Source organism: Eionea flava (assembly GCF_055393785.1).
In genome coordinates, this window is record NZ_AP036018.1 from 192,555 (window position 1) to 215,932 (window position 23,378).

Annotated in this window: 24 protein-coding genes and 1 pseudogene; 11 read left to right on the forward strand and 14 right to left on the reverse strand. The window is 44.1% G+C overall.

The annotated features are described in order from the left end of the window. Positions 1-102: 102 nt before the first annotated feature. Positions 103-1,185 carry an A/G-specific adenine glycosylase gene (mutY, locus tag ACZ5O6_RS00895; RefSeq protein WP_447091994.1) on the reverse strand — a complete coding sequence of 361 codons (1,083 nt, stop codon included), beginning with the start codon at positions 1,183-1,185 and terminating at the stop codon, positions 103-105. A gap of 228 nt (positions 1,186-1,413) precedes the next feature. On the opposite strand from mutY, the gene ACZ5O6_RS00900 reads away from it, so the two are divergent. From ACZ5O6_RS00900 to tatC, 10 genes are all read left to right on the forward strand, one after another. Continuing rightward, positions 1,414-2,838, forward strand: a complete 1,425-nt coding sequence (locus tag ACZ5O6_RS00900; protein WP_447091993.1) for a DUF4856 domain-containing protein — start codon at positions 1,414-1,416, stop codon at positions 2,836-2,838. Between the two features lie 76 nt (positions 2,839-2,914). Beyond that, positions 2,915-3,961: a sterol desaturase family protein gene (locus tag ACZ5O6_RS00905; protein ID WP_447091992.1), complete on the forward strand. Its 1,047-nt coding sequence runs from the start codon at positions 2,915-2,917 to the stop codon at positions 3,959-3,961. Beyond that, positions 3,958-5,016 carry a Fe(3+) ABC transporter substrate-binding protein gene (locus tag ACZ5O6_RS00910; RefSeq protein WP_447091991.1) on the forward strand — a complete coding sequence of 353 codons (1,059 nt, stop codon included), beginning with the start codon at positions 3,958-3,960 and terminating at the stop codon, positions 5,014-5,016. The genes ACZ5O6_RS00905 and ACZ5O6_RS00910 overlap by 4 nt, the downstream gene beginning before the upstream one ends. Positions 5,017-5,230: 214 nt before the next feature. Further along, positions 5,231-6,892, forward strand: a complete 1,662-nt coding sequence (locus tag ACZ5O6_RS00915) for an ABC transporter permease (RefSeq protein ID WP_464283523.1) — start codon at positions 5,231-5,233, stop codon at positions 6,890-6,892. 27 nt (positions 6,893-6,919) lie between these two features. After that, on the forward strand, positions 6,920-7,996 hold the full coding sequence (locus tag ACZ5O6_RS00920) for an ABC transporter ATP-binding protein (protein ID WP_447091989.1): 1,077 nt from the start codon (positions 6,920-6,922) through the stop codon (positions 7,994-7,996). 28 nt (positions 7,997-8,024) lie between these two features. Next, a complete protein-coding gene (gene dtd, locus ACZ5O6_RS00925; RefSeq protein ID WP_447091988.1) occupies positions 8,025-8,465 on the forward strand; it encodes a D-aminoacyl-tRNA deacylase in 441 nt (146 codons plus the stop codon). 157 nt (positions 8,466-8,622) lie between these two features. After that, a complete protein-coding gene (locus ACZ5O6_RS00930) occupies positions 8,623-8,976 on the forward strand; it encodes a phosphoribosyl-ATP diphosphatase (protein WP_447091987.1) in 354 nt (117 codons plus the stop codon). 39 nt (positions 8,977-9,015) lie between these two features. Further along, positions 9,016-9,243 (forward strand): Sec-independent protein translocase subunit TatA, encoded by a 228-nt coding sequence (gene tatA, locus ACZ5O6_RS00935; protein WP_447091986.1) that lies wholly within the window; start codon positions 9,016-9,018, stop codon positions 9,241-9,243. 6 nt (positions 9,244-9,249) lie between these two features. Beyond that, entirely contained in the window at positions 9,250-9,591 is a 342-nt protein-coding gene (gene tatB, locus ACZ5O6_RS00940) for a Sec-independent protein translocase protein TatB (protein ID WP_447091985.1), read from the forward strand. A gap of 7 nt (positions 9,592-9,598) precedes the next feature. Continuing rightward, entirely contained in the window at positions 9,599-10,327 is a 729-nt protein-coding gene (gene tatC / locus ACZ5O6_RS00945) for a twin-arginine translocase subunit TatC (protein WP_447091984.1), read from the forward strand. 30 nt (positions 10,328-10,357) lie between these two features. Here tatC and ACZ5O6_RS00950 read toward each other — a convergent pair. The 11 genes and pseudogenes from ACZ5O6_RS00950 to ACZ5O6_RS01000 form a co-directional block, all read right to left on the reverse strand. Next, positions 10,358-11,350 (reverse strand): annotated as a pseudogene (locus ACZ5O6_RS00950) (methyl-accepting chemotaxis protein); the annotation flags it as partial. 718 nt (positions 11,351-12,068) lie between these two features. Then, positions 12,069-12,509: a BLUF domain-containing protein gene (locus tag ACZ5O6_RS00955; protein WP_447091982.1), complete on the reverse strand. Its 441-nt coding sequence runs from the start codon at positions 12,507-12,509 to the stop codon at positions 12,069-12,071. Between the two features lie 166 nt (positions 12,510-12,675). Next, positions 12,676-13,146 carry a methyltransferase family protein gene (locus tag ACZ5O6_RS00960; RefSeq protein WP_447091981.1) on the reverse strand — a complete coding sequence of 157 codons (471 nt, stop codon included), beginning with the start codon at positions 13,144-13,146 and terminating at the stop codon, positions 12,676-12,678. A 19-nt stretch (positions 13,147-13,165) separates the two neighbouring features. Then, positions 13,166-14,785, reverse strand: coding sequence for a ubiquinone biosynthesis regulatory protein kinase UbiB (ubiB, locus tag ACZ5O6_RS00965; protein ID WP_447091980.1), 1,620 nt, complete (start codon positions 14,783-14,785; stop codon positions 13,166-13,168). Then, a complete protein-coding gene (locus ACZ5O6_RS00970; protein ID WP_447091979.1) occupies positions 14,782-15,411 on the reverse strand; it encodes a ubiquinone biosynthesis accessory factor UbiJ in 630 nt (209 codons plus the stop codon). The genes ubiB and ACZ5O6_RS00970 overlap by 4 nt, the downstream gene beginning before the upstream one ends. Positions 15,412-15,416: 5 nt before the next feature. Next, positions 15,417-16,166, reverse strand: a complete 750-nt coding sequence (gene ubiE, locus ACZ5O6_RS00975) for a bifunctional demethylmenaquinone methyltransferase/2-methoxy-6-polyprenyl-1,4-benzoquinol methylase UbiE (RefSeq protein ID WP_447091978.1) — start codon at positions 16,164-16,166, stop codon at positions 15,417-15,419. Positions 16,167-16,186: 20 nt separating this feature from the next. After that, complete coding sequence (locus ACZ5O6_RS00980) at positions 16,187-16,555, reverse strand: diacylglycerol kinase (RefSeq protein WP_447091977.1); 369 nt, start codon at positions 16,553-16,555, stop codon at positions 16,187-16,189. Between the two features lie 169 nt (positions 16,556-16,724). Beyond that, complete coding sequence (locus ACZ5O6_RS00985; RefSeq protein WP_447091976.1) at positions 16,725-17,108, reverse strand: gamma-butyrobetaine hydroxylase family protein; 384 nt, start codon at positions 17,106-17,108, stop codon at positions 16,725-16,727. Positions 17,109-17,541: 433 nt separating this feature from the next. Continuing rightward, entirely contained in the window at positions 17,542-18,879 is a 1,338-nt protein-coding gene (hslU, locus tag ACZ5O6_RS00990; RefSeq protein WP_447091975.1) for an ATP-dependent protease ATPase subunit HslU, read from the reverse strand. A 2-nt stretch (positions 18,880-18,881) separates the two neighbouring features. Next, the gene (gene hslV / locus ACZ5O6_RS00995) at positions 18,882-19,421 is read right to left on the reverse strand and encodes an ATP-dependent protease subunit HslV (RefSeq protein WP_447091974.1); all 540 of its coding nucleotides are present in this window, start codon (positions 19,419-19,421) and stop codon (positions 18,882-18,884) included. 368 nt (positions 19,422-19,789) lie between these two features. Further along, on the reverse strand, positions 19,790-20,224 hold the full coding sequence (locus tag ACZ5O6_RS01000; RefSeq protein ID WP_447091973.1) for a hypothetical protein: 435 nt from the start codon (positions 20,222-20,224) through the stop codon (positions 19,790-19,792). A gap of 200 nt (positions 20,225-20,424) precedes the next feature. Between ACZ5O6_RS01000 and ACZ5O6_RS01005 the strand changes: the two genes are divergently transcribed. After that, positions 20,425-21,696, forward strand: coding sequence for an O-acetylhomoserine aminocarboxypropyltransferase/cysteine synthase family protein (locus tag ACZ5O6_RS01005; protein WP_447091972.1), 1,272 nt, complete (start codon positions 20,425-20,427; stop codon positions 21,694-21,696). A gap of 100 nt (positions 21,697-21,796) precedes the next feature. Here ACZ5O6_RS01005 and ACZ5O6_RS01010 read toward each other — a convergent pair whose 3' ends face one another. Both ACZ5O6_RS01010 and argE read right to left on the reverse strand, forming a co-directional pair. Beyond that, entirely contained in the window at positions 21,797-22,069 is a 273-nt protein-coding gene (locus ACZ5O6_RS01010) for a DUF5665 domain-containing protein (protein ID WP_447091971.1), read from the reverse strand. Between the two features lie 12 nt (positions 22,070-22,081). Next, positions 22,082-23,248: an acetylornithine deacetylase gene (gene argE, locus ACZ5O6_RS01015; RefSeq protein ID WP_447091970.1), complete on the reverse strand. Its 1,167-nt coding sequence runs from the start codon at positions 23,246-23,248 to the stop codon at positions 22,082-22,084. Positions 23,249-23,378: the final 130 nt, after the last annotated feature.

Genomic DNA, 23,378 nt, shown 5'->3' on the forward strand with positions numbered 1-23,378 from the left:
TGATTGTGTTCTATGATGCAAAAACGAGCCGTCGTGCTATGGCTAGCTTCTTTAAGGCAGCAGTTTACCAAGCCCGCAGACTGGCGGATAGGCCAATTAAAGTTATTTAGCTTCCAGTGTTAATTGGGGGATAAGTTTAGCGACTGGCGCAGGTAAACCGATGCTACCTAGTTGTTCTTGGGTGAACCAGCTGCGTTGGTTGTCGCTGCGAACCCCTCGGCTTGATGGTGTTTGTGGTAAATCAACTAATATGGGGTGAATGTCTAAATGATAATGGCTAAAGGTATGACGAAATACCGACAAAGGCTCTATTTTTGCCGTTGGCGGATAGTGGGTTTTAACCGAGCAGGCTTTAATAGAGGCGCTTTCGTTTCCGGATAAGCTTTCAGGGTCGACCGTTATTTCTGGAAAACTCCATAAGCCCCCCCAAATACCTTGCTGTGGCCGTTGTTCCAAGCATAATTGCCCATCAGGGCTTCGCTCAATAATCCATCGTACTTGTTTTACGGGAAGCGCTTTTTTTGGTTTCTTATGAGGAAACATTGTTTCCTGTTGCGCTTTGTGGGCGAGGCAATGTGTTTGTAATGGGCATATATCGCATTTTGGTTGGCTGCGGGTGCAAAGCGTTGCTCCCAAATCCATCATTGCTTGATTAAAGTCGTCACATCGTACATCGGGGGTGTGTTCTTCTGCGTAGTTCCATAGTTTGTTCGCCGTAGCGGTTTTTCCGGGCCAGCCTTCCACAGCATGAAATCGAGCTAGTACCCGCTTAACATTGCCATCTAATATCACAGCTCGTGTTCCGGAGGATAGGCTGATAATAGCGCCTGCAGTAGAACGCCCAATCCCAGGCAGCTCAATTAAGCTATCGACAGTATTTGGGAAGGTTCCTTGATGTAAATCAACAATGGTCTGTGCGCACTTGTGTAAATTGCGCCCTCTGGCGTAATAGCCTAGTCCGGCCCAATGTTTGAGTACCTCGTCTTGTGAGGTCTTGGCGAGTGCAAATACATCAGGAAAACTCGTCATAAAGCGCTCATAGTAAGGGATGACCGTCGCTACTTGTGTTTGCTGCAACATAATCTCTGATACCCATACTCGGTATGCTGTTCGATTTTGCTGCCAAGGAAGGTGCTTGCGGCCATGCTGGTCAAACCAGAGCAAAACGGATTGAGAAAAGTGCATAAACAAGCCTCAGGGATAGTCATAGTATGGTTGCAGTGGTGAATAATGGAGTGTCGCAGTGTAAGTCCTTGCGTCAGTCTGCTCAAGGCGCTGGTGCTTTATAGAGCCATTGAATAATTCATTCGTAATACAAATGATAATGATTTTCACTTGTGTTATTTTTTCTGTAATGATAAATTGCCGCACAATAATTATTGACTACCCCTATATTGACTAAAAGGTCTACTTATGAAAAAGCAAATTCTCGTTTCTGCGTTGATGTTAGTTGGTGCAAGTTCAATGGCAATAGCGGCGGGCCATGGCGATCACTCAGAGCAAAAAGTCTATGCCGGCTTCCCTGTTACACTTAAAGGTTATACAGGCGATAAAAAAACATCAGAAGCCTATACCGGGCAGATAGCTCGTCATGTACTACATAACTCGCTTAAAAAGCTATCCGCTAAAGGCAATGGCTCAGAAAATGCTGAGTTAAAATCTCAGTTATTGTCTTATTATGAAGGTAAAGATAGCGATCGCGTGATTTTTGATCCTAAGACCAAAGGCGATTTTATTGTTAAGCAAACGACAATCGATGAAATTTCTAAGAAGAAAAATTTATCGGGAAAAACCTATAAAGGTGCGGTGCCGGGTTGGCCTGGAAATATGACAGGGCCTGAAGTGGTCACCTTTATGATTGATAAAGCCGCAGCGACCGATGGCGGTTATGATCCATTAACCGGCTATGACTATAAGCAGCTAATTTCTAAGTTTGTTATGGGTGCTGTGTTTTATAATCAAGCGGTAGATAATTATTTAGATGAAAAGCTAGATGCTGATAACAAGCCTAATAATAAGCCTTATAAAAAAGGTGCTTATTACACAGGTAAAGAACATTCATGGGATGAAGGTTTTGGCTATTTTGGTGCGCCAGCACATACGATGCAGTTAACCGCAAAAGACGTGTATAACATCACTAAGCAAAAAGCCGACGCTTTTGTAAAAGCTGATGCAAATAAAGATGGTGTGGTTGACCTGAAAAACGAAATGGCATTCGCGCACGCTTATTATGCTGCGGGTTTTGATAAAGGCGGTAAAACAAAATATTTGCATACTATCATGCAAGCGTTTTTAGATGGTCGTCAACTTATTGCCGATGCAAAAGGCGAAGCGCTCAGTGATAAAGAGCGTCAGCAATTAAAAGGCTACGCACAAACAATCGAAACTCAGTGGGAAAAAGTCATTGCTGAAGCCGTCTTTAAATATGCAGGTTCAACGTATAAAGATTTGCAAAAATTAAAAGCAACCGTTGAAGCGAATGGCGATGCCAGCAAAATATTCCGTAAGTATGCTAAACACTGGGGAGAGCTAAAAGGATTTTCTTTGGCGCTACAAACAGGTAAAAGTAACTTGGGTGAAACAGCAGTAAAACTCAATCGTATGATTGGTTTTAGTCCTGTGTTGCTAGGTAACACGCAAGTATCTGGTGTTGATGCAAGTGGTAACTATACACAAGAAACATCTGAGACATTAGAAGAGTACATGCTGCATATGCTTAAAGTACAAAAGCTGATGGTAGACAAGTTCGATGTGCAGGAAAAAAATAATGATGCGCTTGCCAGCATTGGTGATTTGGCGAAAAAAATTGGTTCAGGTAGTAGTGTAGAGAATGACTAAAGCGGAATGATTAGTCGTATTTTTGTAAAAATACCACCTAGGGTTAGCGGCTATTGCCGCTAGCCTTTTTTTATTTATGATTATGCTTATTGAATATTATCAACAATTTATCGATGGTTTTCTAAATCCCCAGAAGCGTTTATTTGTGGGCTGTTTAGCATTCTCGCTCATTGCTGCATTTGTGTGGTTGTTATGGGTTAAGCGTTTTAATGCCTTTGTTGTCATAAAAGCACTTTTTTCAAAAGCTATCTGGTGGTCACCTTCAGCAAGAATTGATTATCAGTTGATGTTGTTGAACCGCTTATTGATGTTATTTTTATCGCCTTATTTGTTAGCTCAGCTTAGTTTTTCAGGTGCTATTTTTTACACCTTTTATGAACTGTTTCCTGCAAGGCCGTTATTTTTAACATCATGGTCTGACACCTCTATTGCGCTATTGTTTAGTTTGTTGTATTTCGTTGTTGATGATTTCTTTCGATTTTTTACGCATTTTTTAATGCATCGTGTTCCGCTATTGTGGGTTTTTCATAAAGTGCATCATAGTGCAGAAACACTGAATCCTTTTACGGTGCTGAGAACACACCCTGTTGAAGGTATTATTTTTACGGGTCGTACCGTTCTGGTGCAATCAATTATGATTGCGTCAGCCGTATTCTTTTTGGGGGATAGAGTAAGCTTGTTTACCGTGTTAGGTGCCAATATATTTGTGGTGGTGTTTAATACGCTGGGCGCTAATTTACGGCATTCGCATATAGCCTTGAATTATCCGCGCTGGTTAGAACGATTTTTTTTATCGCCAGCGCAACATCATATTCATCATTCGGTAGCGCAGCGTCATCGGGATAAAAATTTTGGTGTGGCATTGGCATGTTGGGATCGTTGGTTTTTCTGCTTTCACTATTCCGAAAATACTCGGCCGCTTACCTTTGGCCTAAGTCAGTCCGAGCGTATGCCTCAAACACTAAGGGCTATATATTTTTCGCCTTTAGTAGAAAGTGTTGAGCTATTAAAAAATTATTCATCGTTTATAGTTCGCTACCGTTGTAAAGTTGGCCGTTTATTGATGGGCTATCGTAAAGTTAAAAAATATTATTCTTCGTCATTACAAGAGACATCCTTATGAAAAAAGTCATAAATTTCTTTGCCGGAAGTGTATTGTTCGGCAATGCATTATTGGCGACAACCACATTGATGGTATTGTCGCCCATGCAAGCGTTCGCAGAAAAAAAAGAAGTTTTTGTTTATTCTGCTCGCAAAGAAGCGTTGATTAAGCCCATATTAACGACCTTTACCGAAAAGACCGGGATAAAAGTAAACCTTGTGACGGGTAAAGCGGATGCATTGTTAACGCGATTGCGCCTTGAGGGAAAAGCCTCTCCTGCCGATGTTTTTATTACTGTCGATGCCGGGCGTTTACAGCGCGCGAAAGCGGCTAAGGTGTTGCAAGCAATTGATAGTCAGGTATTAATGGATAATATACCTAGCGCATTGCGCGATAAAGACAATATGTGGTTTGGTTTGTCTCAGCGGGCACGGCCTATTTTTTATTCAAAAGCAAAGGTTGATCCAGCCGAATTATCAACCTATGAAGCGCTTGCTGATCCTAAGTGGAAAGGCCGCCTCTGTTTTCGCTCGTCTAACAGCGTGTATAACCAATCTCAAGTTGCGTCTATGATGGAGGCGACCGGTGTTGAAGCAACAGAGCAATGGGTTAAAGATGCCGTGGCAAATTTTTCCCGTTCACCCGTGGGAGGTGATACCGATCAGCTTAAAGCGGTCGCTGTGGGAGTCTGTGATATTACGATTGCCAATACCTATTACTATGGCCGCCTTGCAAATAGCGATAAAGAAAGTGACCGTAAAGTCGTTCAGCAAGTCGGGTTGTTTTGGCCTAATCAAAACGATCGAGGAACACATGTTAATGTGAGTGGTGCTGGCGTGACTCAATATGCGCGCAATAAAGACAATGCCATTGCCTTGATTGAATTTTTAGCTTCCGATAAAGCGCAGCAATGGTATGCCGCAGTCAATAATGAGTTTCCTGTCGTGGAGTCTGCAGAATTATCAGATACGCTGCGTTCGTGGGGCGACTTTACACAGGATAGTGTTAATCTCAGCCGTTTAGGCGAATTAAACCGCCAAGCGGTAGAGTTAATGGATCGAGGTGGCTGGAAGTAATCGTTATTCTTTGTGGTGCATAATGCATGTATTGTATCGATATAGTTGTCCGTATAGAGGGCATTAGAGCAAAGAAGATTCACAGCCACTAATGTATTAAGCTAAGATAGGGATTATTATTTTTATGGCGTCATCACCGACGTCGATATTGACTCGCTGTAACATTTCCGTGTTATGGCGTTTTTTTGTTTATGCTGTTGAGTACTGCGATTTCATGTTCGCCAAGCCCCCTCTAAGACGTTCTCAGTTAAGAGCGCCCCTCAAAAAGTTATTACCTGCTAATTCCTTGGGTTGGTGTGCATTGCTCGTTGCCTTATTGCTTGCACTTCCTATTGTCGCGATTGTGACTTATGTTTTCACTGGCTCGTTTCAATTATGGCAACACTTGTGGCAAACCGTTTTAGTGGATTACGTCAGCCATTCATTGCTACTTATGTTGGGTGTTAGTGCGGGAGTGCTTTTGCTGGGCGTACCTACGGCTTGGCTGACCAGTATGTATCGCTTCCCTGGGAGTCGTTGCTTAAGTTGGGCGCTTTTGCTGCCACTGGCCTTTCCTGCCTATATCATCGCTTACACTTATACAGGGCTATTAGATCCTGCGGGTTCTGTGCAGCAAACACTCCGTGATGTGATGGGGTGGGAATATGGTGATTACTCCTTTATTAATATTCGCTCCTTACCGGGAGCGATTATTATGCTATCGCTGGTGTTATACCCTTATGTTTACCTATTATCACGTACCGCGTTTCTTGAGCAATCGGCGAGCTTGCTGAATGCCGGGCGCAGTCTCGGCGGTCACCGCAAGCGCTTGTTTTTTACGTTGGTACTGCCGATGGCTCGCCCAGCCATTATTGCGGGCTTAACCTTAGCATTAATGGAAACTTTGGCCGACTTTGGTACCGTGCAATACTTTGGCGTGAATACGTTTACTACCGGTATTTTTCGTGCATTTTACGGCTTTGGTGATACCGCAGCGGCGGCTCAATTAGCGTCTGTCTTACTATCGTTTGTCGTGTTGTTAATTTTATTGGAGCGTTATGCGCGCCGCAAAGTACGCTATCATTCCAAAAAAACCGACAGCCCGGAAAAAATCACTCTCAAGGGATCGAAAGCATTGGCTGCTTTGGCTTGTTGTTTGTTGCCATTATTGCTGGGCTTTATTATTCCCGCGAGCGTGCTTGTTTATTGGACATTCACCGAAGCGGTCATTGATGACGGTTTTGGCTTGCTCGCTTGGCATTCTTTTTATCTCGCCGGTTTAGCCGCGCTGATTGCTTTGGTTTTTACGCTAATACTTGCCTATGCCAAACGGAGTAACCAGCGTGTATTAATTACCTCGTCGGTCAACTTCGCTAGCATGGGCTATGCTCTGCCGGGAACCATTATTGCTATCGGTGTGATTATTCCATTTGCTTGGCTGGATCACGCCATCATTGCCTTGGCGAAACAGTGGTTTGGTGTTGACCTTGGCTTGTTGTTATCAGGAACGTTGGTGGCGCTATTATTTGCTTATACCGTTCGTTTTTTGGCGGTTTCACTGGGGGCAATCGATAGCGGTTTGCAACAGATAAAGCCAAATCTCGATAATGCGGCTAGGTTATCGGGCAGAAAACCACTAGCAGTGTTGCGTGATGTGCATTTACCTCTTATGCGTACATCGGTATTGACGGCATTACTCATTGTGTTTGTTGATGTGCTTAAAGAACTGCCCGCAACATTGATCCTACGCCCTTTTAATTTTAATACCTTGGCGGTGCGCGCATACGAACTGGCCTCGGATGAACGTTTAATTGATGCTGCGCCCGCATCGTTATGTATTGTGTTGGTGGGGCTGCTACCAGTTGTCTTACTGAGTCGCTCTATTAATAAGCCATAAACGACGTTTCTAAAGGTGTATATTTAGATGGTAAAAACATGTGTTGAATTAGCTTATGTTTCGGTCGAAGGCGTTACGGTCGGTTATGACGGTGTCGCGATTGTTCATGATGCGTCGCTAACCATCGGTAATGGTCAAATTGCTTGCCTGTTAGGGCCAAGTGGCTGTGGTAAATCGACATTACTACGGGCGATTGCCGGTTTTGAGCCAGTGATGAGTGGTTCGATCACAATGGATGAGCAGGCCCTATCGTCTCTTAGTTATTGCGTGCCACCAGAAGAGCGTTCTGTGGGCATGGTATTCCAAGATTTAGCGTTGTTTCCTCATCTCACTATCGCCGACAATATTGCCTTTGGTTTACAGGGTAGTACGCGTGGTGAGCGCATTGCCCGTGTCGCTGAGTTGTTAAACCTTGTTGGGCTGAGCGGCATGGAAGCGCGCTATCCACACGAATTGTCGGGAGGTCAGCAGCAGCGAATTGCATTAGCTCGTGCTATGGCACCTAAGCCTAAATTGTTGTTGCTGGATGAACCTTTTTCGGGGCTTGATAGCTCAATGCGAGAGAGATTGGTTCCTGAAGTAAGAGACATTCTATTGCATGAGGGTATGAGCGCATTACTCGTCACTCATGACCAGAACGAAGCCTTTGCGATGGCCGACAAAGTGGCGGTTATCAATCAAGGGCGCATCTTACAAAGCGATACGGCGTATTCCGTTTATCATTCACCAACGAGTCGGTTCGTGGCCGACTTTGTGGGCGAAGGTGAGTTTTTGCATGGCATTATTCAAGAAGGGAATGCGGTTGAGTCGCCATTAGGCCTATTAGCAATAGACGATACACATGCTTATGCGGTGGGGCAGGCGGTTGATATTTTGGTTCGCCCAGATGATCTATTGCATGACGATGATAGTAACGTTACCGCTCAAATCGTGAGTAAAAAATTTAGAGGGTCCCATTTTTTGTATCGTGTGCAATTGCCCTCTCGGCAAGAATTGTACTGTTTTGCGTCATCACACCATGATCATGCGATAGGTGAGCATATCGGCATCCATTTGGATCTTGACCATTTAGTGATGTTTCCAGCCAGCGAAGTAAAAGGCTAGCAGTGCGTCGGCTAGGAGGAAGAATATAATGCGTGGTTTAATTCAGCGAGTTAGTAGTGCGTCGGTCTCTATTGATGGCCACATCGTTGGGGCTATCAATCAAGGCTTATTGTTACTATTGGGCGTGCAGCACGGTGATACACAAGCACAGGCTGATAAGCTGTTGCAAAAGATTGTGCGTTACCGAGTGTTTGCCGATGCCGAAGATAAGATGAACTTGAGTGTTAGCGATATAGCGGGTGGCCTTCTGATCGTCTCTCAATTTACTTTGGCTGCAGATACCCAAAAGGGTTTGCGTCCGGGTTTTTCATCGGCGGCGGCTCCTGAGCTTGCCAAGCAGCGATATGACTATTTTGTTGAGCAGGCGAAAGCGATCAATACTCTTTCTGTGGCAACCGGCGTATTTGCTGCTGATATGCAAGTCGCTCTAGTCAATGATGGGCCGGTGACCTTTTTACTTGAAAGTTGATAGTTGTCCGTTAGCGCGGATCACCGATGGGTCTGGCAGTGGCTTTAGTGTTATTATGCCGGTATAACGTCAACCCGTTTCCGAGTTAAGGTGTATTCAATAAGCGTCATCATCGATACGTTAATTGAATCTATGACGGAATGAATAGGATAAAAACATGAGTGAAATTTTAGCATCGCTTAGCCAAGTATTGGCAACGCGAAAACAGCAAGCCGATGCAGACGGCTCTTATGTGGCTCAACTCCATGCTAAAGGTTTGAATAAAATCTTAGAAAAAGTGGGTGAAGAAGCAACCGAAGTTATTTTGGCGGCCAAAGATGCTGATGCCGCCCCTTCACCTAGTACGCAGCATGATGTTATCGCTGAAACCGCCGACTTATGGTTTCACTCGATGGTGATGCTGTCGCACTTAGGTCTTGACCAGCAAGCCGTGCAAGATGAGCTGGCGCGTCGTTTTGGTTTGTCGGGCATTGATGAAAAAGCGGCTCGAAATAACAAGGGCTCAAAATAATAAAGGTTCATAATAAGCAGAACCGTTTAGGAGATAATTATGGGTTTCGGTGGTATTAGTATTTGGCAGTTGTTAATTATTTTGGTCATCGTTGTATTGCTCTTTGGTACTAAGCGATTAAAAGGGATGGGTGCGGATATTGGCGGTGCGGTAAAAGGTTTTAAAAAAGCCCTCAATAACGACGACGAGCAGAAAGCAAACGCAGAAAATAGTGAAGCGAGTGAACAGAATAAAGAATCTGTTGCTCACGACAGCGAAAAAAAATAAAACGCCATGGGCTTGTTTGAAATATTGTTGATCGCCGTCGTCACTTTATTAGTGGTTGGGCCTGAGCGTATGCCCGAAGCAGTGCGCTCTACGGCGCTCACCATTGGTCGCGTTAAGCGTATGCTAAGCCAAGCAAAAGAAGATATTGAAAAACAAGTAGGAGCGGATGATATTCGCCAACAACTACACAACGAAGCGGTTATGGATGCGATTGCACGCTCTGAAGCCTACGGCCAAGATGAATTTGATGCATCATTAACGGCTAGTGCCTCCCAGTCGACAGCGAAGCACACACCGGCAAAAAATTCAGAGCCCGAAGAAAACTCTATACTGAATAAAGGCCAATAAAAACAGCATGGCCAACTCTCTTCATTCAACCAATGCCCCATTAGTTCAGCACCTTATCGAATTGCGTAATCGATTGCTCTATTGTCTGGCATCGGTCGCGCTTATTTTTTTACTGCTATTTGCTTTCGCCAATGATATTTATACCTTTGTCGCCACACCTTTACAGGTGTTCTTGCCTGACAATAGCTCCATGATTGCCACAGAAGTGGCGGCGCCCTTTTTAACGCCTTTTAAGCTCACATTCTTTGTTTCTTTTCTTATTGCCATGCCGTTTATCTTGTATCAGGTGTGGGGGTTTTTAGCGCCAGGATTATATGAAAATGAGAAGGGGTTAATACTGCCGTTAATGGCATCGAGTGTGTTGCTATTTTATGCGGGCATTGCCTTTGCTTACTACGTGGTTTTTCCACTGGTGTTTGGATTTTTTACCTCGGCAGCGCCCGATAATGTAACCGTAATGACCGATATCGGCAGCTATTTAGACTTTGTATTGAAGTTATTTTTTGCCTTTGGTGTGGCGTTTGAAATTCCCGTTGTCACTATTGTGCTGATTCGTTCCGGCGCAATAAGCGCCGATAGCTTAGCCAAAAAGCGTCCGTATATTATCGTGGGTTGTTTTATTGTGGGTATGTTACTTACACCACCCGATGTTATTTCTCAGGTACTGCTTGCTGTTCCTATGTGGATGCTATTTGAATGCGGCGTATTTTTTGGGCGGCGTGTTGAGCGCCGCTGAGAGCTTGTAATTACTTACCATTCTCTTTGCTTACACCTGAAACTGGTTAAGACTAGTATGCAAATTGATCAAATTTTTTGCGATGTTATCGTTAGCAGCTGCCGTTTCTGAAGCGCCTTGAGAGGTCTCTTTCGCAATATCCGAAATGTTACCTACATTAAGGCTTATCTGTTCTGCCGATGCTGATTGTTCTTCAGCAGTTGATGCAATCTGTACATTTAAATCAGAAATGGCATTCACGGCTTGGCTAGCATCTTCCAGTGCGGCGGCGGTTTCATTACTTTTCTTTAAGCATTTTTCGGCACTGTCGGCACCTTGCTTCATGCTTGATACGGCATTTTTGGCCTCGCTTTGTAGGCTCTCCACTAATTTTTGAATATCGCCGGTTGAGCTTTGCGTACGTTGTGCCAAAGAACGTACTTCGTCAGCAACAACGGCAAAGCCTCGACCGGTATCACCCGCACGAGCGGCTTCAATGGCCGCATTAAGTGCAAGTAAATTTGTTTGTTCAGCAATACCTCTAATCGCCTCAAGAACAGTACCAATATTATCGGTTTCCGCAGCTAATGATTCGATGACCGAAGACGCGCCGGATACTTCGTTGGCAAGCTGTTTAATAATATGTTGTGTTGCTTCAGCAGAGGTTTTGCCGTCATGTACACGCTGTTTTGCACCTTCAGCGACATTGGCTGCCTCGGACGTATTCTCGGCCACATGTTGTGTGGCGCTGCGCATTTCCCCCATAGCGTTAGATACCATTGATGTTTCATCACGTTGGCTTTCAACATTGGTGAGTGTTTTATTCATAATATGAATGGCGCGCTCCGATGATTTTCCCAATTCTTCTGCAGAGTTATTGACGTGTTTAATCGTGGTTGAAAGTTTATCCATAAACGTATTAAAAGAAATTGCCGCTTCAGTGGTTTCATCTCTGCCTTTAGCGTCTAGGCGTAAAGTTAAGTCGCCATCACCGTGAGCAACTTCGTGTAAACGCTTGTTTAATTGTACGATTGGCTGAGTGATAGAGCGACCAATAATAAAGGGGATGGTTGCTGCGATAATACAAGAAATAACCAATACTATAGTGATGAGCTTGACGGCTTTTTTCTCATCGGCTTCAGCTTGTTGAGCCGCGCTTAAGGTAAAGCCTTGTACTTCATTTAATAGTTCGACTAGGTGATTGTTGAGTGCTTCTTCGTGCTTCTCTACGAGGTGTGCATCTTTAAGTCCCTTGTCGAGATCGCCTTTTTCTATGGTCGATAAGACAAGGTGCACCTCTTCTTCAAGTGCAATATATTTTTTTTCTATTTCTTTGAGTTCATTCAGTATATGCCGAAATTCTTCTTTGGCCTCTTCAGAGTGCAAATGCAGGATAGCTTTTTCAACAAACACCTCGGTATCTTTGATTTCATGCTCGACTTTTTTAGCGAGAGCCTCCGCTTTTTTAGATTTTTCGGCAAAGGCTTCTTTGGCACCAGGATAATTTTGTGCCATTAGTACGCCTTCTAATACCGATTGCTCAAAAAGGATAGATTGCTGAAATTGATGTTCGGTTAATAAGGTGAGTGCATTACTCAGTGGAATATCGTCTTCGGTAATATCAATGATCTCGTTACCAATTTTTGCCATTTGACTGAGGCTGATAAACCCGACAATCAACGTTAATATAAACATGGTAATGCCCATGAGAAGTATTTTTTGAGAAATTTTCAAAGAAGATAGCATGGGGCAGCTCCGCGTTTTATAGCAATATTTCTTGAGAGGTGTTTTTGAAGTGCTTGAGCATCGTATTAGCGAAACTAGCATTTTCAGATAAGTAGCTTGTGGCATCACTCGCTTGCATAAAGTTCGAAAAGCCTTCTATGTTGAGCAATGGGGTTTTCGATAAATTTCGAAAACCCATTTTCCAATCGGGAAAGTCTCTTTTCTCGATAGCCTTTTTTAAAATACAATTAACACGATGATGCCGTTTGTCTGTGCTAATGCGCAGGTATAGCTGTTCGACGATGTCTTGCTCGCCTTCAAGTACTTGTAAAAAAGTACTCGCACCATTGTAGAGTAATAAGCCGCTGATATTGTGCTGGCTATTGTGGGCATGACAATGTTCAAGCAGTGCTAATAATTCATCGTCACTAAAGCGGTGCTTGGCACAGCTAATATAAGATAGAGTGATGGTAGACATAAGTAAGTACTTTAAGTGTTGAATACCCAAAGTATAGAACTGCTTGATGAGGGTGCAAATAATCAGGAAAAATAGATTTTCTTATACGTTTTTTGATGAGTTTGTGATTTTTTTATTGCTCTAACGTCTAGATAGGTGCTGATGGATCAACAAAAGGGGGCTGTATTTAGAGCCAGCGTTTTGTTTGTTGGCAATAATGCTTGAAAGACTCATTAAAGCGTTTGTTCAGCGCACGCTCTTCAAACGGTATTTGATGACGATCTAAGTGCCAATAGACGAGCACGACACCCAATAAAGTGATTATATTACTAAGCCAAAAACTCCACCCAATCAGTAACAGTAAAAAACTGAGATACATGGGGTTGCGTGAGTAGCGGTAAATACCATAGGTGACCAATGTTGATGTGTTTTGAGGGCTTGTTGGGTTAACCGTGGTCTTTGTGTGTATTAAAAGGCCGATGGCATTGATAACAGGTATGCTGCCGAATAGAAAAAAGAGACCTGCAATAATTGATGTCGTCATATTGGGAAAGCTGAGCCAAGGGGTTAGCCATGCCATTGCTTTCATGGCAGTTGCTATAAGTATAACTAGCGCTAGCGGTGGCAAATATTTTTTAGCCAGTAAGACTTTTTTCATGGCTGGATCTGTCCTTATGTCATCGTGCCAACCAACAAGCAATGGCGATAGCTATTAGGCCAAGAGTGATGGGTGATGATTCATAAATGGAATGTTGTAATGTCGGTGAGCTACTAATAATGGCCGCTCCTGCTAGCGCTATGGCACTATAAAATAATATTTTTTTCTTTTTTTGCTGCTGTTTATTTTTCTGATAGTCTTCTGCTGCTTGTTGAATGTGCGGCGCTATGGCACGGACTTCTTCGATGGCATCAAGATTATTAAATAGGGTGGATGGCACTTGGGGCAGTTTTTCCATCCATTCGGGTGCGTAGCGTTTGAACTCTTTTAGGAGTGTTTTAGGGTGGAAACGTTGTTTTAACCAGCGTTCTAGATAGGGGTGTGCAGTTTCCCATAAGTCGAGCGCTGGGTATAACTGCCGTCCTAAGCCTTCGATGTTGAGTAGTGTTTTTTGTAACAAAACGAGCTGCGGCTGCACTTCCATATTAAAGCGTTGCGCGGTTTGAAATAAGCTGATGAGTACATGCCCGAACGAAATCTCTTCTAGTGGTTTTTGAAAAATAGGCTCGCAGACGGTGCGCACGGCGGCTTCAAATTCATCAACACGTGTGCTGCTAGGCACCCAGCCACTTTGTATATGTAGTTCGGCTACTTGTCGATAGTCGCGACGAAACATTGCTAGAATGTTGCGCGCTAAATAAAATTGATCTTCTCGACTTAGTGAACCTACGATAGCCATATCCACGGCAATATACTGTGGTGTTTTAGGGTTTTTGCGCGAGACAAAAATGTTGCCGGGGTGCATGTCGGCATGAAAAAAGTTGTGCTCGAATACCTGCGTGAAAAATATTTCAACACCACGTTCGGCTAGTTTTTTCATGTCGGTTGCTTGCGCATTAAGCTCATCAATATTAGCGATGGGTATGCCATAAATACGTTCCATCACTAATATTTTATTACTGCTGTATTCCCAAATAATTTCAGGTACATAAAGCAGCGGCGAATGCTCAAAGTTGCGTCTTAATTGCGAGGCGTTGGCGGCTTCACGTTGTAAATCGAGCTCGTCAAATATTGTGCGGCTGTAATCTTCCACTATCTCTACTGGGCGCAAACGTTTTCCATCGGGTAACCACTGCTCTACACGTTTAGCTATCCATAAGAGCAGTGAAATATCTTTTTCTATAACGGTTTTTATGTTGGGGCGAATCACTTTGACGACGACTTCGCGCCCATCCTTTAAGACTGCTGTATGTACTTGTGCAATCGAGGCAGAAGCCAGTGGTTCGCTGCTAAAATCTTTGAATACGGAATTAACAGGTTCTTCGAGAGATTGTTCAACAATATGTTTAAAGTTGTTAGAGTCAAACGGCGGTACGTTATCTTGTAAGTGGTTAAGTTCAGAGACAATATCGTAAGGGATAAGATCGGGGCGTGTTGATAGTAGTTGTCCGAACTTAATAAAAATTGGCCCTAAGTCTTCGCAGGCTAGTCGTAGGCGCTCTCCTCGTGTGTGATTTTTTTTAGGAAAAAAGGCGCACAAGCAGCGTAACAATATAGGGAGTTTTTTGTCGCTGAGCTGGTCAAGGCGGTAGCGTAAAAAAACAAAAACGATAGTAAAAAATCGGAAAAAGGCAGTCATAGTGAATGTTTTATTGGTGTGTGTATCGCTTGTGAAAGCCGTTCGGTACGAGCGCTGATACGATCCATTTGTAAGCGTAGCGCAGCGACATTATCAGAAAATTGACCTACTTCGGCCTTGCTCGGTACCAGTTGTCGTTCTTCGGATAAATACTCGGTGATTAAACGTTCCTGTTCACTCGCTTGGGTGTGTAACCATTGTGCGGATTGATGCAGAGCTTGGTTGACCGCAGGGCCTGCAATATCGCCCAGTACTTTGCTGAGGGCATCTTCCCAATCAATATCGAGCGTTTCAATAATAGCTTGCCATTGTTGTAATAACTGTGGGCTGCCTGTCAGTGACACATCGCTGGCCGTGAATGCTTCTGGGTGTTGCAATAAACGGATGAAAGCCGACGTTGAACCGGTGAGTGTCGTGGTGGGTGCCGGTTCGTAGTAGCTGAGGGCGGCAAGCCCTTCAGTTTGCCCGCAAAGATAAATAGTGCAGGTGACCGGGGCAGTGATTTTGACGGCTAAAACATCACGGATGGCCGATATTTTATTTTTGGTGGCGGGGTCATACGCTAATGCGCCATTAACTATTTTTTCTACGCTGGCGGTAATGGCTTGTTGAAAGGTCTTATCCATACCGTTTAGGGTTTGATTCCTTTATGCAGAGCGACAATGCCGCCTGTCATATTGTGGTATTCCACTTGCTCAAAACCTGCTGTCGACATCATGCCTTTTAATGTTTCTTGATCTGGGTGCATGCGGATGGACTCAGCTAGATATTGGTAGCTGTCGGCATCGTTCGTAATGAGCTTCCCCATCATTGGTAGTAAACGAAAAGAATACTGATCGTAGACTTTTTCTAAGAGTGTATTTTTAGGTTTGGAAAACTCGAGTACCAGTAAGCGGCCACCGGGTTTGAGTACACGCAGCATAGAGCGTAATGCGAGCTCTTTGTCGGTCACGTTGCGTAAGCCAAATGAAATGGTGATGCAATCAAAACTATTGTCTTCAAAGGGAATGTGTTGTGCGTCTAGCTGTACATATTGCACATTGTTATTCACTCCGCGATCTATGAGACGGTCGCGTCCTACATTGAGCATTGAAGAATTAATATCGGATAAAATCACTTGGCCGGTATCGCCCACCAATTTAGAAAACTTATAGGCTAAATCACCGGTACCGCCAGCAATATCGAGTACTTTATGGCCTGGGCGTACCGCTGACATTTCAATGGTAAAGCGTTTCCAAAGCCGATGAACACCACCCGACATTAAGTCATTCATCACATCGTATTTACCCGCGACGGAATGGAACACATCTGCGACTCGATGGGCTTTTTCATCAACGGGGACTTCTTGGAAACCAAAGTGTGTGGTATTTTTTTGATTCATAGTGTCAGTAACACGTCCAATTATAAAAAGAGAATGGCGAGCCAAGTAAATAAAGAAAGGAAGACGCTCATCATGACGGCTGCTGAGCCAATGTCTTTTGCGCGTCCTGAAAGCTCATGCTTTTCTGCGCCAATGCGATCAACGGTTGCTTCGATGGCGCTATTAAACAATTCAATAATCATCACCATGACCCAGCTTCCAATCATTAATACGAGCTCGACCGGTGTTTCGGCCAGCATAATGGCAAGAGGAATTAAGATGAATGATAAATATACCTCTAAGCGAAAGGCTTGCTCATACTTATAGGTAGACTGTAACCCTGCCAGCGAATAGCCCAAGGCTTTATAAAGGCGCACAAAGTGGTTGGGTGTTTGATTGTAAGCGGACATACGGTCGACTCTATTGTGCTCTATATAACGCTGATGTTGCAGGCCGATATGGTAGGCCTGAAAATGCACTAATCATACCTTATGGGGTGATGGGTTAATAGTCGAGCTATCAATATTGTCGGTGAATGAGGGTGTTTTAAAAGGTCGTCATAGAATGCGTGATTTGCGTTTAAGAGGGCGGTAAAAATTGAACAACGGTTGTGTTTGGATCGCGCTGTTTGCCGGCCTGCTCTAGGCGCTCTATATAGGTTTGCCATAGAGTGTTTTGCGTTTGCCCAAGCTCTTGTAGGTATGTCCACGAAAAAATACCCGAATTGTGGCCGTCGTCAAAATCAATATGTAAGCCATAGTTTCCAGCAGGAGCAATCGAGCGAATGCCGACGTCTATTTTGCCGTAAACCAGTACTTCTTGCCCTATACCGTGCCCGCGCACTTCTGCTGAAGGCGAGTGAACCCGTAAAAATTCTGCGGGCAGCACATAGCTTTGGCCGGCAAATACGACTTCTACTGTTTTTGATTGTTTATGCAGATGTATCTTATTGGGCTTTATCATGACTATTGATATGAAAGATTCTCTTTTATTATAGCGATGCTAGTACAAGCCTCACAACTTTCTGAAACATCCCGTAATTGTCGGAATAACATCTCAGCCGTCATACCTGCGAAGGCAGGTATCTCTAATTGCAATTGGCTGATTGTGCTACATGATATAAAAACCGCTATTTTATGGGTATTTCTCAGTTCTTGACTCAGTCACGCTACTATTCAGCGGGATTTTAGATACCTGCTTTCGCAGGTATGACGATCGTTTAAATATTAGGTGTCTATTCAGCAATAATCCGCGTTTTATCGACTATTGCAGCATTAATTGTCATTTTTGTCATTTTATTCCGGACAGTAATGTGCATACGCAGGTATGGCGATAGTTAGTAGGTATAACAGTAGGTATGACAAAGGGTGATCAATCAGATCACCCCTATTGTTTCCTACAGTATGAATCGGCTGAGGTCTTCGTCTTTGACGAGTTCGCCCAAGCTACTTTCAACATAATCAGCATTAATAGTGATGGCTTGCTCACCATTGGAGCCGCTGTCGAATGAGATATCTTCGAGCAGGCGTTCCATCACCGTATGCAAACGGCGTGCGCCAATATTTTCGGTACGCTCGTTCACTTCCCATGCAGTCTCGGCGATACGACGAATACCGTCATCAGTGAATTGAATGGTGACGCCTTCCGTACCCAGTAGTGCTTGTTGCTGCTCGGTTAACGATGCGTTCGGTTCTACCAATATGCGCTCAAAGTCTTCGGGTGATAAGGCTTCGAGTTCGACCCGAATAGGTAAGCGACCTTGTAGCTCCGGAATTAAATCGGATGGTTTAGTTAAATGAAACGCACCTGAAGTAATAAACAAAATATGATCGGTTTTGATCATGCCATGCTTGGTGCTAACGGTGCAGCCTTCTATTAACGGTAATAAATCTCGCTGTACGCCTTCACGTGATACGTCGCCGCCACTGGTGTCGCCACGCTTGGCGACTTTATCGATTTCATCAATAAACACAATGCCGTTTTGTTCAGCGGCTTCGATGGCATCGCTTTTAAGTTCGTCATGGTTGACGAGTTTGGCGGCTTCGTCGTCTACGAGTTGCTTAAAGGCTTGTTTGATAGGCAGCTTAACCGTTTTTGTTTTATCCGATGACATGGACGAAAACATATCTTGTAGCTGATTGGTCATGTCTTCCATACCAGGTGGTGCCATGATCTCAACACCGACTTTGGTAGCTGGTACATCAATATCAATTTCTTTATCGTCTAAATCGCCTTCGCGTAGCTTTTTACGGAATAGTTGGCGAGTGCTAGAGTCACCTTCGTCGGCGCTTTTGTCATCGTCATTGTTGCTGTCTCGCGCTGGACGTAGCAGAGCATCCAAAATGCGCTCTTCGGCCATTTCTTCCGCGCGATGGCGCACTTTTTTCATCGCTTGTTCGCGATGTAGTTTAATTGACATGTCGACAAGATCGCGAATAATCGTGTCTACTTCGCGTCCAACATAGCCCACTTCGGTGAATTTAGTGGCTTCTACCTTAATGAATGGTGCATTAGCGAGTTTAGCAAGGCGACGAGCAATCTCGGTTTTACCCACACCGGTTGGCCCAATCATGAGAATGTTTTTTGGTGTGATTTCGGGGCGCAGATTTTCATTGACCTGCATTCTGCGCCAGCGGTTACGCAAGGCAATAGCGACAGCGCGCTTGGCTTTCGCTTGTCCAACAATATGTTTGTCGAGTTCGTGAACAATTTCTTTTGGTGTCATATTCGACATGCTTAACACTCCAGTACTTCAATGGTGTGGTGGTGATTGGTGTATACGCAAATATCACCGGCGATAGTGAGTGCTTTTTTAGTGATGTCTTCGGCGCTCAACTCAGTGTTTTCTAACAACGCACGTGCCGCTGATTGTGCAAATGGCCCACCCGAACCAATGGCGATAAGATCATCTTCTGGCTGAATAACATCACCATTTCCGGTAATAATAAGCGATGCTTCTGCATTGGCAACGGCAAGCAAGGCCTCCAGTTTGCGCAGCGCGCGATCACTACGCCATTCTTTCGCTAGCTCTACCGCCGCACGCGTTAATTGGCCGTTATAGGCTTGTAGCTTGGCTTCAAAACGTTCAAACAGCGTAAAGGCATCCGCCGTACCACCGGCAAAGCCCGCGATGACTTGATCATTATGCAAGCGACGTACTTTTCGAGCATTGCCCTTCATTACGGTATTTCCCATCGATACTTGACCGTCACCGCCAATCACGACCTTGCCGTTTCGACGTGCCGAAACGATGGTTGTTCCTCTATATTGTTCCACTAAATAATCCTCATATTGAGCTGTCTGTATAGGCTTGTACAGACAGCATTGCGCGCTTGGCTGAGAGCCGATTGAGTAAGTATATAAGGGAAGCTATTTGGGGGCTGGCAAGTGAAAATGCAATGTTTGTGGGTGATTTTCAGAGAGTATTTTAAAGATTAACTTAAGGGTGAAAGCGTTGGTTGATAACACTTTTGTGTTTGTCCGGATATGACTATGTTGATCGATTATCTTGTCTATTCAATATAATTCGTTTCTAGTTGTGCCTAAATCGCGAGTAAATATTTAGGTTGTGCTCAGCTTATTTTTTCCTTGTAATTAATGATTGGCCTTCTCTTTTGAAGGCAGTATTTCTCTTGAGCTCTCAGCTATTTAATGCAAGTGCAGTTAATCACTGTGAACTTCGCCTTATATTCAATATGGTTATCTATGGTGACAACTAATTCGTTGCTTTCTAATGCATCAAGAGGGATGACATGCGTATAGTTTTTGAAGTTCGCTATCCTCGCTTTGGGCACATAAAGATCTAGTCGTTTTAACCCATCATTGGCTTTAAGATAAACCCACTCGCCTTTTAGGTGGATCGACAGGGCTGCGTTTGGTGTTACTTGATAACTAAATGTTTTTGGCGTTTCCGCGGGGCAAAATTTTGCGAGTAAGTCTTCGGTAAAAAAGTACTTGTCAACGGTGGTTGTATTGTCGGTAATAAATTTAGGTGATGGACACTGATTAAAAGATGGGATGCTTTCGCAGCCGCCAATGAGTATTAGCAACGATAGGCAGATGGATTTTTTATATATCATAGTTTAGTACTCATCACTATTTATTAGTGTTAACCGATCTTAGTATAGACCTATATTCGATGTGAGAACGATGATGTTGCGATTTTATTGAGTGAGGAATAAGAAAGGCTGAACGGTGTGGTATTACTCTCTAAATAATATGTGTGGCATACTCGACAATCAATTACGCATCACACCACTTATCGTATAAAGGCGCAATCATGAAACTAGAATCTCTCGCATTACATCACGGCTATACATCAGAAAGCACGACAAAAGCCGCTGCGGTTCCTATCTATCAAACCACATCATTTACTTTTGATAATACCCAGCACGGTGCTGATTTATTTGACTTAAAAGTCCCAGGCAATATTTATACGCGCATTATGAATCCCACAACAGATGTATTAGAGCAACGCATAGCGGCAATGGAAGGGGGGATTGGTGCTTTAGCGGTTGCGTCAGGCATGTCAGCGATCACTTATGCGATTCAGTGTTTATGCCAAGCGGGAGATAATATTATTAGTACGAGTCAATTGTACGGTGGAACATATAATTTATTTGCGCACACATTTCCAAAGCAGGGAATTGATGTGCGTATGCTTTCGCATGATGACTTTGATGGATTTGAACAAGCGATTGATGAAAACACCCGGGCGATTTTTTGTGAGTCGATCGGCAACCCTGCGGGTAATGTTGTTGATATTGCTAGACTTGCTGACATCGCGCATAGGCAGGGCGTACCATTAATTGTCGATAATACTGTGGCGACGCCGTTTTTGTGTCGTCCTTTCGAACTGGGTGCCGATATTGTAGTGCATTCATTGACCAAATATATTGGTGGTCATGGTACATCCATCGGTGGTGTTATTGTTGATTCGGGTCAGTTTGATTGGGTAAAAAACAAGGCGCGTTTTCCTGTGCTGAATGAGCCTGATCCCTCTTATCACGGTGTGGTATATACCGAAGCACTGGCCGAAGCTGCCTATATCGGTCGTTGCCGTGTTGTACCATTGCGCAATACTGGCGCTGCTATTTCTCCAATGAATGCGTTTCAGATCATGCAGGGTTTAGAAACTTTAGGTTTGCGTATGGAGCGCCATTGTGAGAATGCAGAAAAGTTAGCCCAGTATTTATCGAACCACGAAAAAGTATCGTGGGTTAATTATGCTGCGTTGCCGGATAGCCCTTATTATGAGGTGTGCCAAAAAATAACGAGTGGTAAAGCATCGGGTATTTTGAGTTTTGGTGTTAAGGGTGGTATCGAAGCGGGTGGTCGTTTTATTGATGGGCTACAAATGATCCTACGTTTAGTCAATATTGGTGATGCAAAATCGTTGGCGTGTCATCCTGCATCGACAACTCATCGTCAACTAAATGAAGAAGAGCTAGCCGCAGCGGGAGTCAGTGCTGATCTAGTGAGAATTTCGGTGGGCATTGAAAATATTGATGACATTATTGCGGATGTGGCACAAGCGTTAGAGCAGGTATAACCTTGTTGAAAGATTCCGGAAAGTATTTTTGCTTATCCGGAATCTGCCACTTTTTTGGGGTGGGTATTTTTGCAATGCATGCTCAAGGATGTCGATGTTTCTATCGCTGATCTTTGGGCGTAATTTCTGCAATAATTTCGTTCGCCCATTCACCAATAATAGGAATAAATTCCACCTGTGCTAGCAAAGAAATCATGAGCGACACCACAAGCGTCGCCCCGATAACACTACCTAAGCCAAAGGCCACGCCACGTAAAAATTGGAATCCAATCATGCGTGCAGTTGAGTTTTGTAGGCGTACAAATTTATGTTTGTTCAGTGTTTCAAGTTCTTTACGGATGTGCTGTAAGTCGCTTTTTCTTTCTTCGTTCATGCTCTCTATTCCTTAAATACAAAACTGCTTAATAAGCCCCTGCAGCACCGTGATTGCCGTAGGTACTTGTGCTAAATCAATATATTCATCGGGTTGGTGGGCTTGGTCAATTGAGCCGGGGCCCATAACGACGACATCCATGCCCATTTGTTGTAAAAAGGGTGCTTCGGTAGCAAAAGCGACGCTATCTGCATGGCTTTTTGTCAGGCGTTCCACGGCTTTGACGAGTGCAGAATCGGGTGCTTGCTCAAAAGCATCGACACCGGTAAATAAGGCTTCACGCTCAATCTCAATATTATGCTTATCCGCCATCATATTAAGCATGTGGTCAATGTCGGCGCGCAGGTCATCCAATTTCATCCCCGGTAGGGTACGCAGATCGAGAGCGAGTTCGCATTGCCCGCAAATGCGATTAGGGTTGTCGCCACCATGAATACAGCCTAGATTGAGCGTAGGCGTCTCGATGGTAAAACCTGCGTTTTGGTATTGCTGCGCCAATTGCGCACGAAATGCTTTAAGTTCGGTAATCACGTCGTGCATCACATCTAGCGCATTATTACCTAAGCTGGGGTTGGAAGAATGCCCTGATTGACCGCGTATTTTAATCGATTCCATACCAATGCCTTTATGCATACGAATGGGCTTCATCCCTGTAGGTTCGCCCACTACGCCGTAGCGTGCTTTCGGCACGGGATGATTCAGCAACTCACGTGCGCCGGACATCGATGTTTCTTCGTCGGCTGTTGCCAAAATAATAATCGGCTCGCGTAATGGTTGGTTTAAAAACGGTTGTACCGCGGCCAATACCGTTGGGAAAAACCCTTTCATATCGGTTGCGCCAAGCCCAAAGGCGCGGTCATTCTCAATGTGCAAGGTGAATGGATCATGCGACCATCGCTTATCATCATAAGGTACCGTATCGGCATGGCCAGAAAAAACTAAGCCACCTTGGCTGTTAGTTGCGTTTGCTGTACCCAGTGTGGCAATTAAATTGGCCTTGTCAGGGTTGTTATCAACCACCTGAATATCAATGGCAAAACCCATGTCGCCTAGCCAGTTAGCGAGTAAATCAATCACTTGGCGATTGCCCATATCTAATGCCGGGTTAGTACAGCTCACGGATGGGGTCGCAACGAGCTGTGCTAATTGTTCACTAAATAGCTTTTCATTGAATGTCATGGTATTCATTCTCTATTTTACGGGTGCAAACCGTGACTAATAATAGCGACTATAGTAAGTTTGCAGTTTATGCCCATTGCCTTTCAGTATTTGAAGGATGGGCTGTCGCGATAAGACTTGCTACATTTAT

Coding starts and splice junctions, on each gene's coding strand:
- ACZ5O6_RS00905 (WP_447091992.1), top strand. CDS start 2,915: ATGATTATGCTTATTGAATATTATCAACAATTTATCGATGGTTTTCTA.
- ACZ5O6_RS00960 (WP_447091981.1), bottom strand. CDS start 13,146: ATGAAAAAAGTCTTACTGGCTAAAAAATATTTGCCACCGCTAGCGCTA.
- ACZ5O6_RS00910 (WP_447091991.1), top strand. CDS start 3,958: ATGAAAAAAGTCATAAATTTCTTTGCCGGAAGTGTATTGTTCGGCAAT.
- ACZ5O6_RS00930 (WP_447091987.1), top strand. CDS start 8,623: ATGAGTGAAATTTTAGCATCGCTTAGCCAAGTATTGGCAACGCGAAAA.
- ACZ5O6_RS01000 (WP_447091973.1), bottom strand. CDS start 20,224: ATGATATATAAAAAATCCATCTGCCTATCGTTGCTAATACTCATTGGC.
- mutY (WP_447091994.1), bottom strand. CDS start 1,185: ATGCACTTTTCTCAATCCGTTTTGCTCTGGTTTGACCAGCATGGCCGC.
- ACZ5O6_RS01005 (WP_447091972.1), top strand. CDS start 20,425: ATGAAACTAGAATCTCTCGCATTACATCACGGCTATACATCAGAAAGC.
- ACZ5O6_RS00970 (WP_447091979.1), bottom strand. CDS start 15,411: ATGGATAAGACCTTTCAACAAGCCATTACCGCCAGCGTAGAAAAAATA.
- tatB (WP_447091985.1), top strand. CDS start 9,250: ATGGGCTTGTTTGAAATATTGTTGATCGCCGTCGTCACTTTATTAGTG.
- tatA (WP_447091986.1), top strand. CDS start 9,016: ATGGGTTTCGGTGGTATTAGTATTTGGCAGTTGTTAATTATTTTGGTC.
- ubiE (WP_447091978.1), bottom strand. CDS start 16,166: ATGAATCAAAAAAATACCACACACTTTGGTTTCCAAGAAGTCCCCGTT.
- ACZ5O6_RS00920 (WP_447091989.1), top strand. CDS start 6,920: ATGGTAAAAACATGTGTTGAATTAGCTTATGTTTCGGTCGAAGGCGTT.
- ACZ5O6_RS00980 (WP_447091977.1), bottom strand. CDS start 16,555: ATGTCCGCTTACAATCAAACACCCAACCACTTTGTGCGCCTTTATAAA.
- ACZ5O6_RS00900 (WP_447091993.1), top strand. CDS start 1,414: ATGAAAAAGCAAATTCTCGTTTCTGCGTTGATGTTAGTTGGTGCAAGT.
- dtd (WP_447091988.1), top strand. CDS start 8,025: ATGCGTGGTTTAATTCAGCGAGTTAGTAGTGCGTCGGTCTCTATTGAT.
- ACZ5O6_RS01010 (WP_447091971.1), bottom strand. CDS start 22,069: ATGAACGAAGAAAGAAAAAGCGACTTACAGCACATCCGTAAAGAACTT.
- tatC (WP_447091984.1), top strand. CDS start 9,599: ATGGCCAACTCTCTTCATTCAACCAATGCCCCATTAGTTCAGCACCTT.
- ACZ5O6_RS00955 (WP_447091982.1), bottom strand. CDS start 12,509: ATGTCTACCATCACTCTATCTTATATTAGCTGTGCCAAGCACCGCTTT.
- ubiB (WP_447091980.1), bottom strand. CDS start 14,785: ATGACTGCCTTTTTCCGATTTTTTACTATCGTTTTTGTTTTTTTACGC.
- argE (WP_447091970.1), bottom strand. CDS start 23,248: ATGACATTCAATGAAAAGCTATTTAGTGAACAATTAGCACAGCTCGTT.
- ACZ5O6_RS00915 (WP_464283523.1), top strand. CDS start 5,231: ATGTTCGCCAAGCCCCCTCTAAGACGTTCTCAGTTAAGAGCGCCCCTC.
- ACZ5O6_RS00985 (WP_447091976.1), bottom strand. CDS start 17,108: ATGATAAAGCCCAATAAGATACATCTGCATAAACAATCAAAAACAGTA.
- hslU (WP_447091975.1), bottom strand. CDS start 18,879: ATGTCGAATATGACACCAAAAGAAATTGTTCACGAACTCGACAAACAT.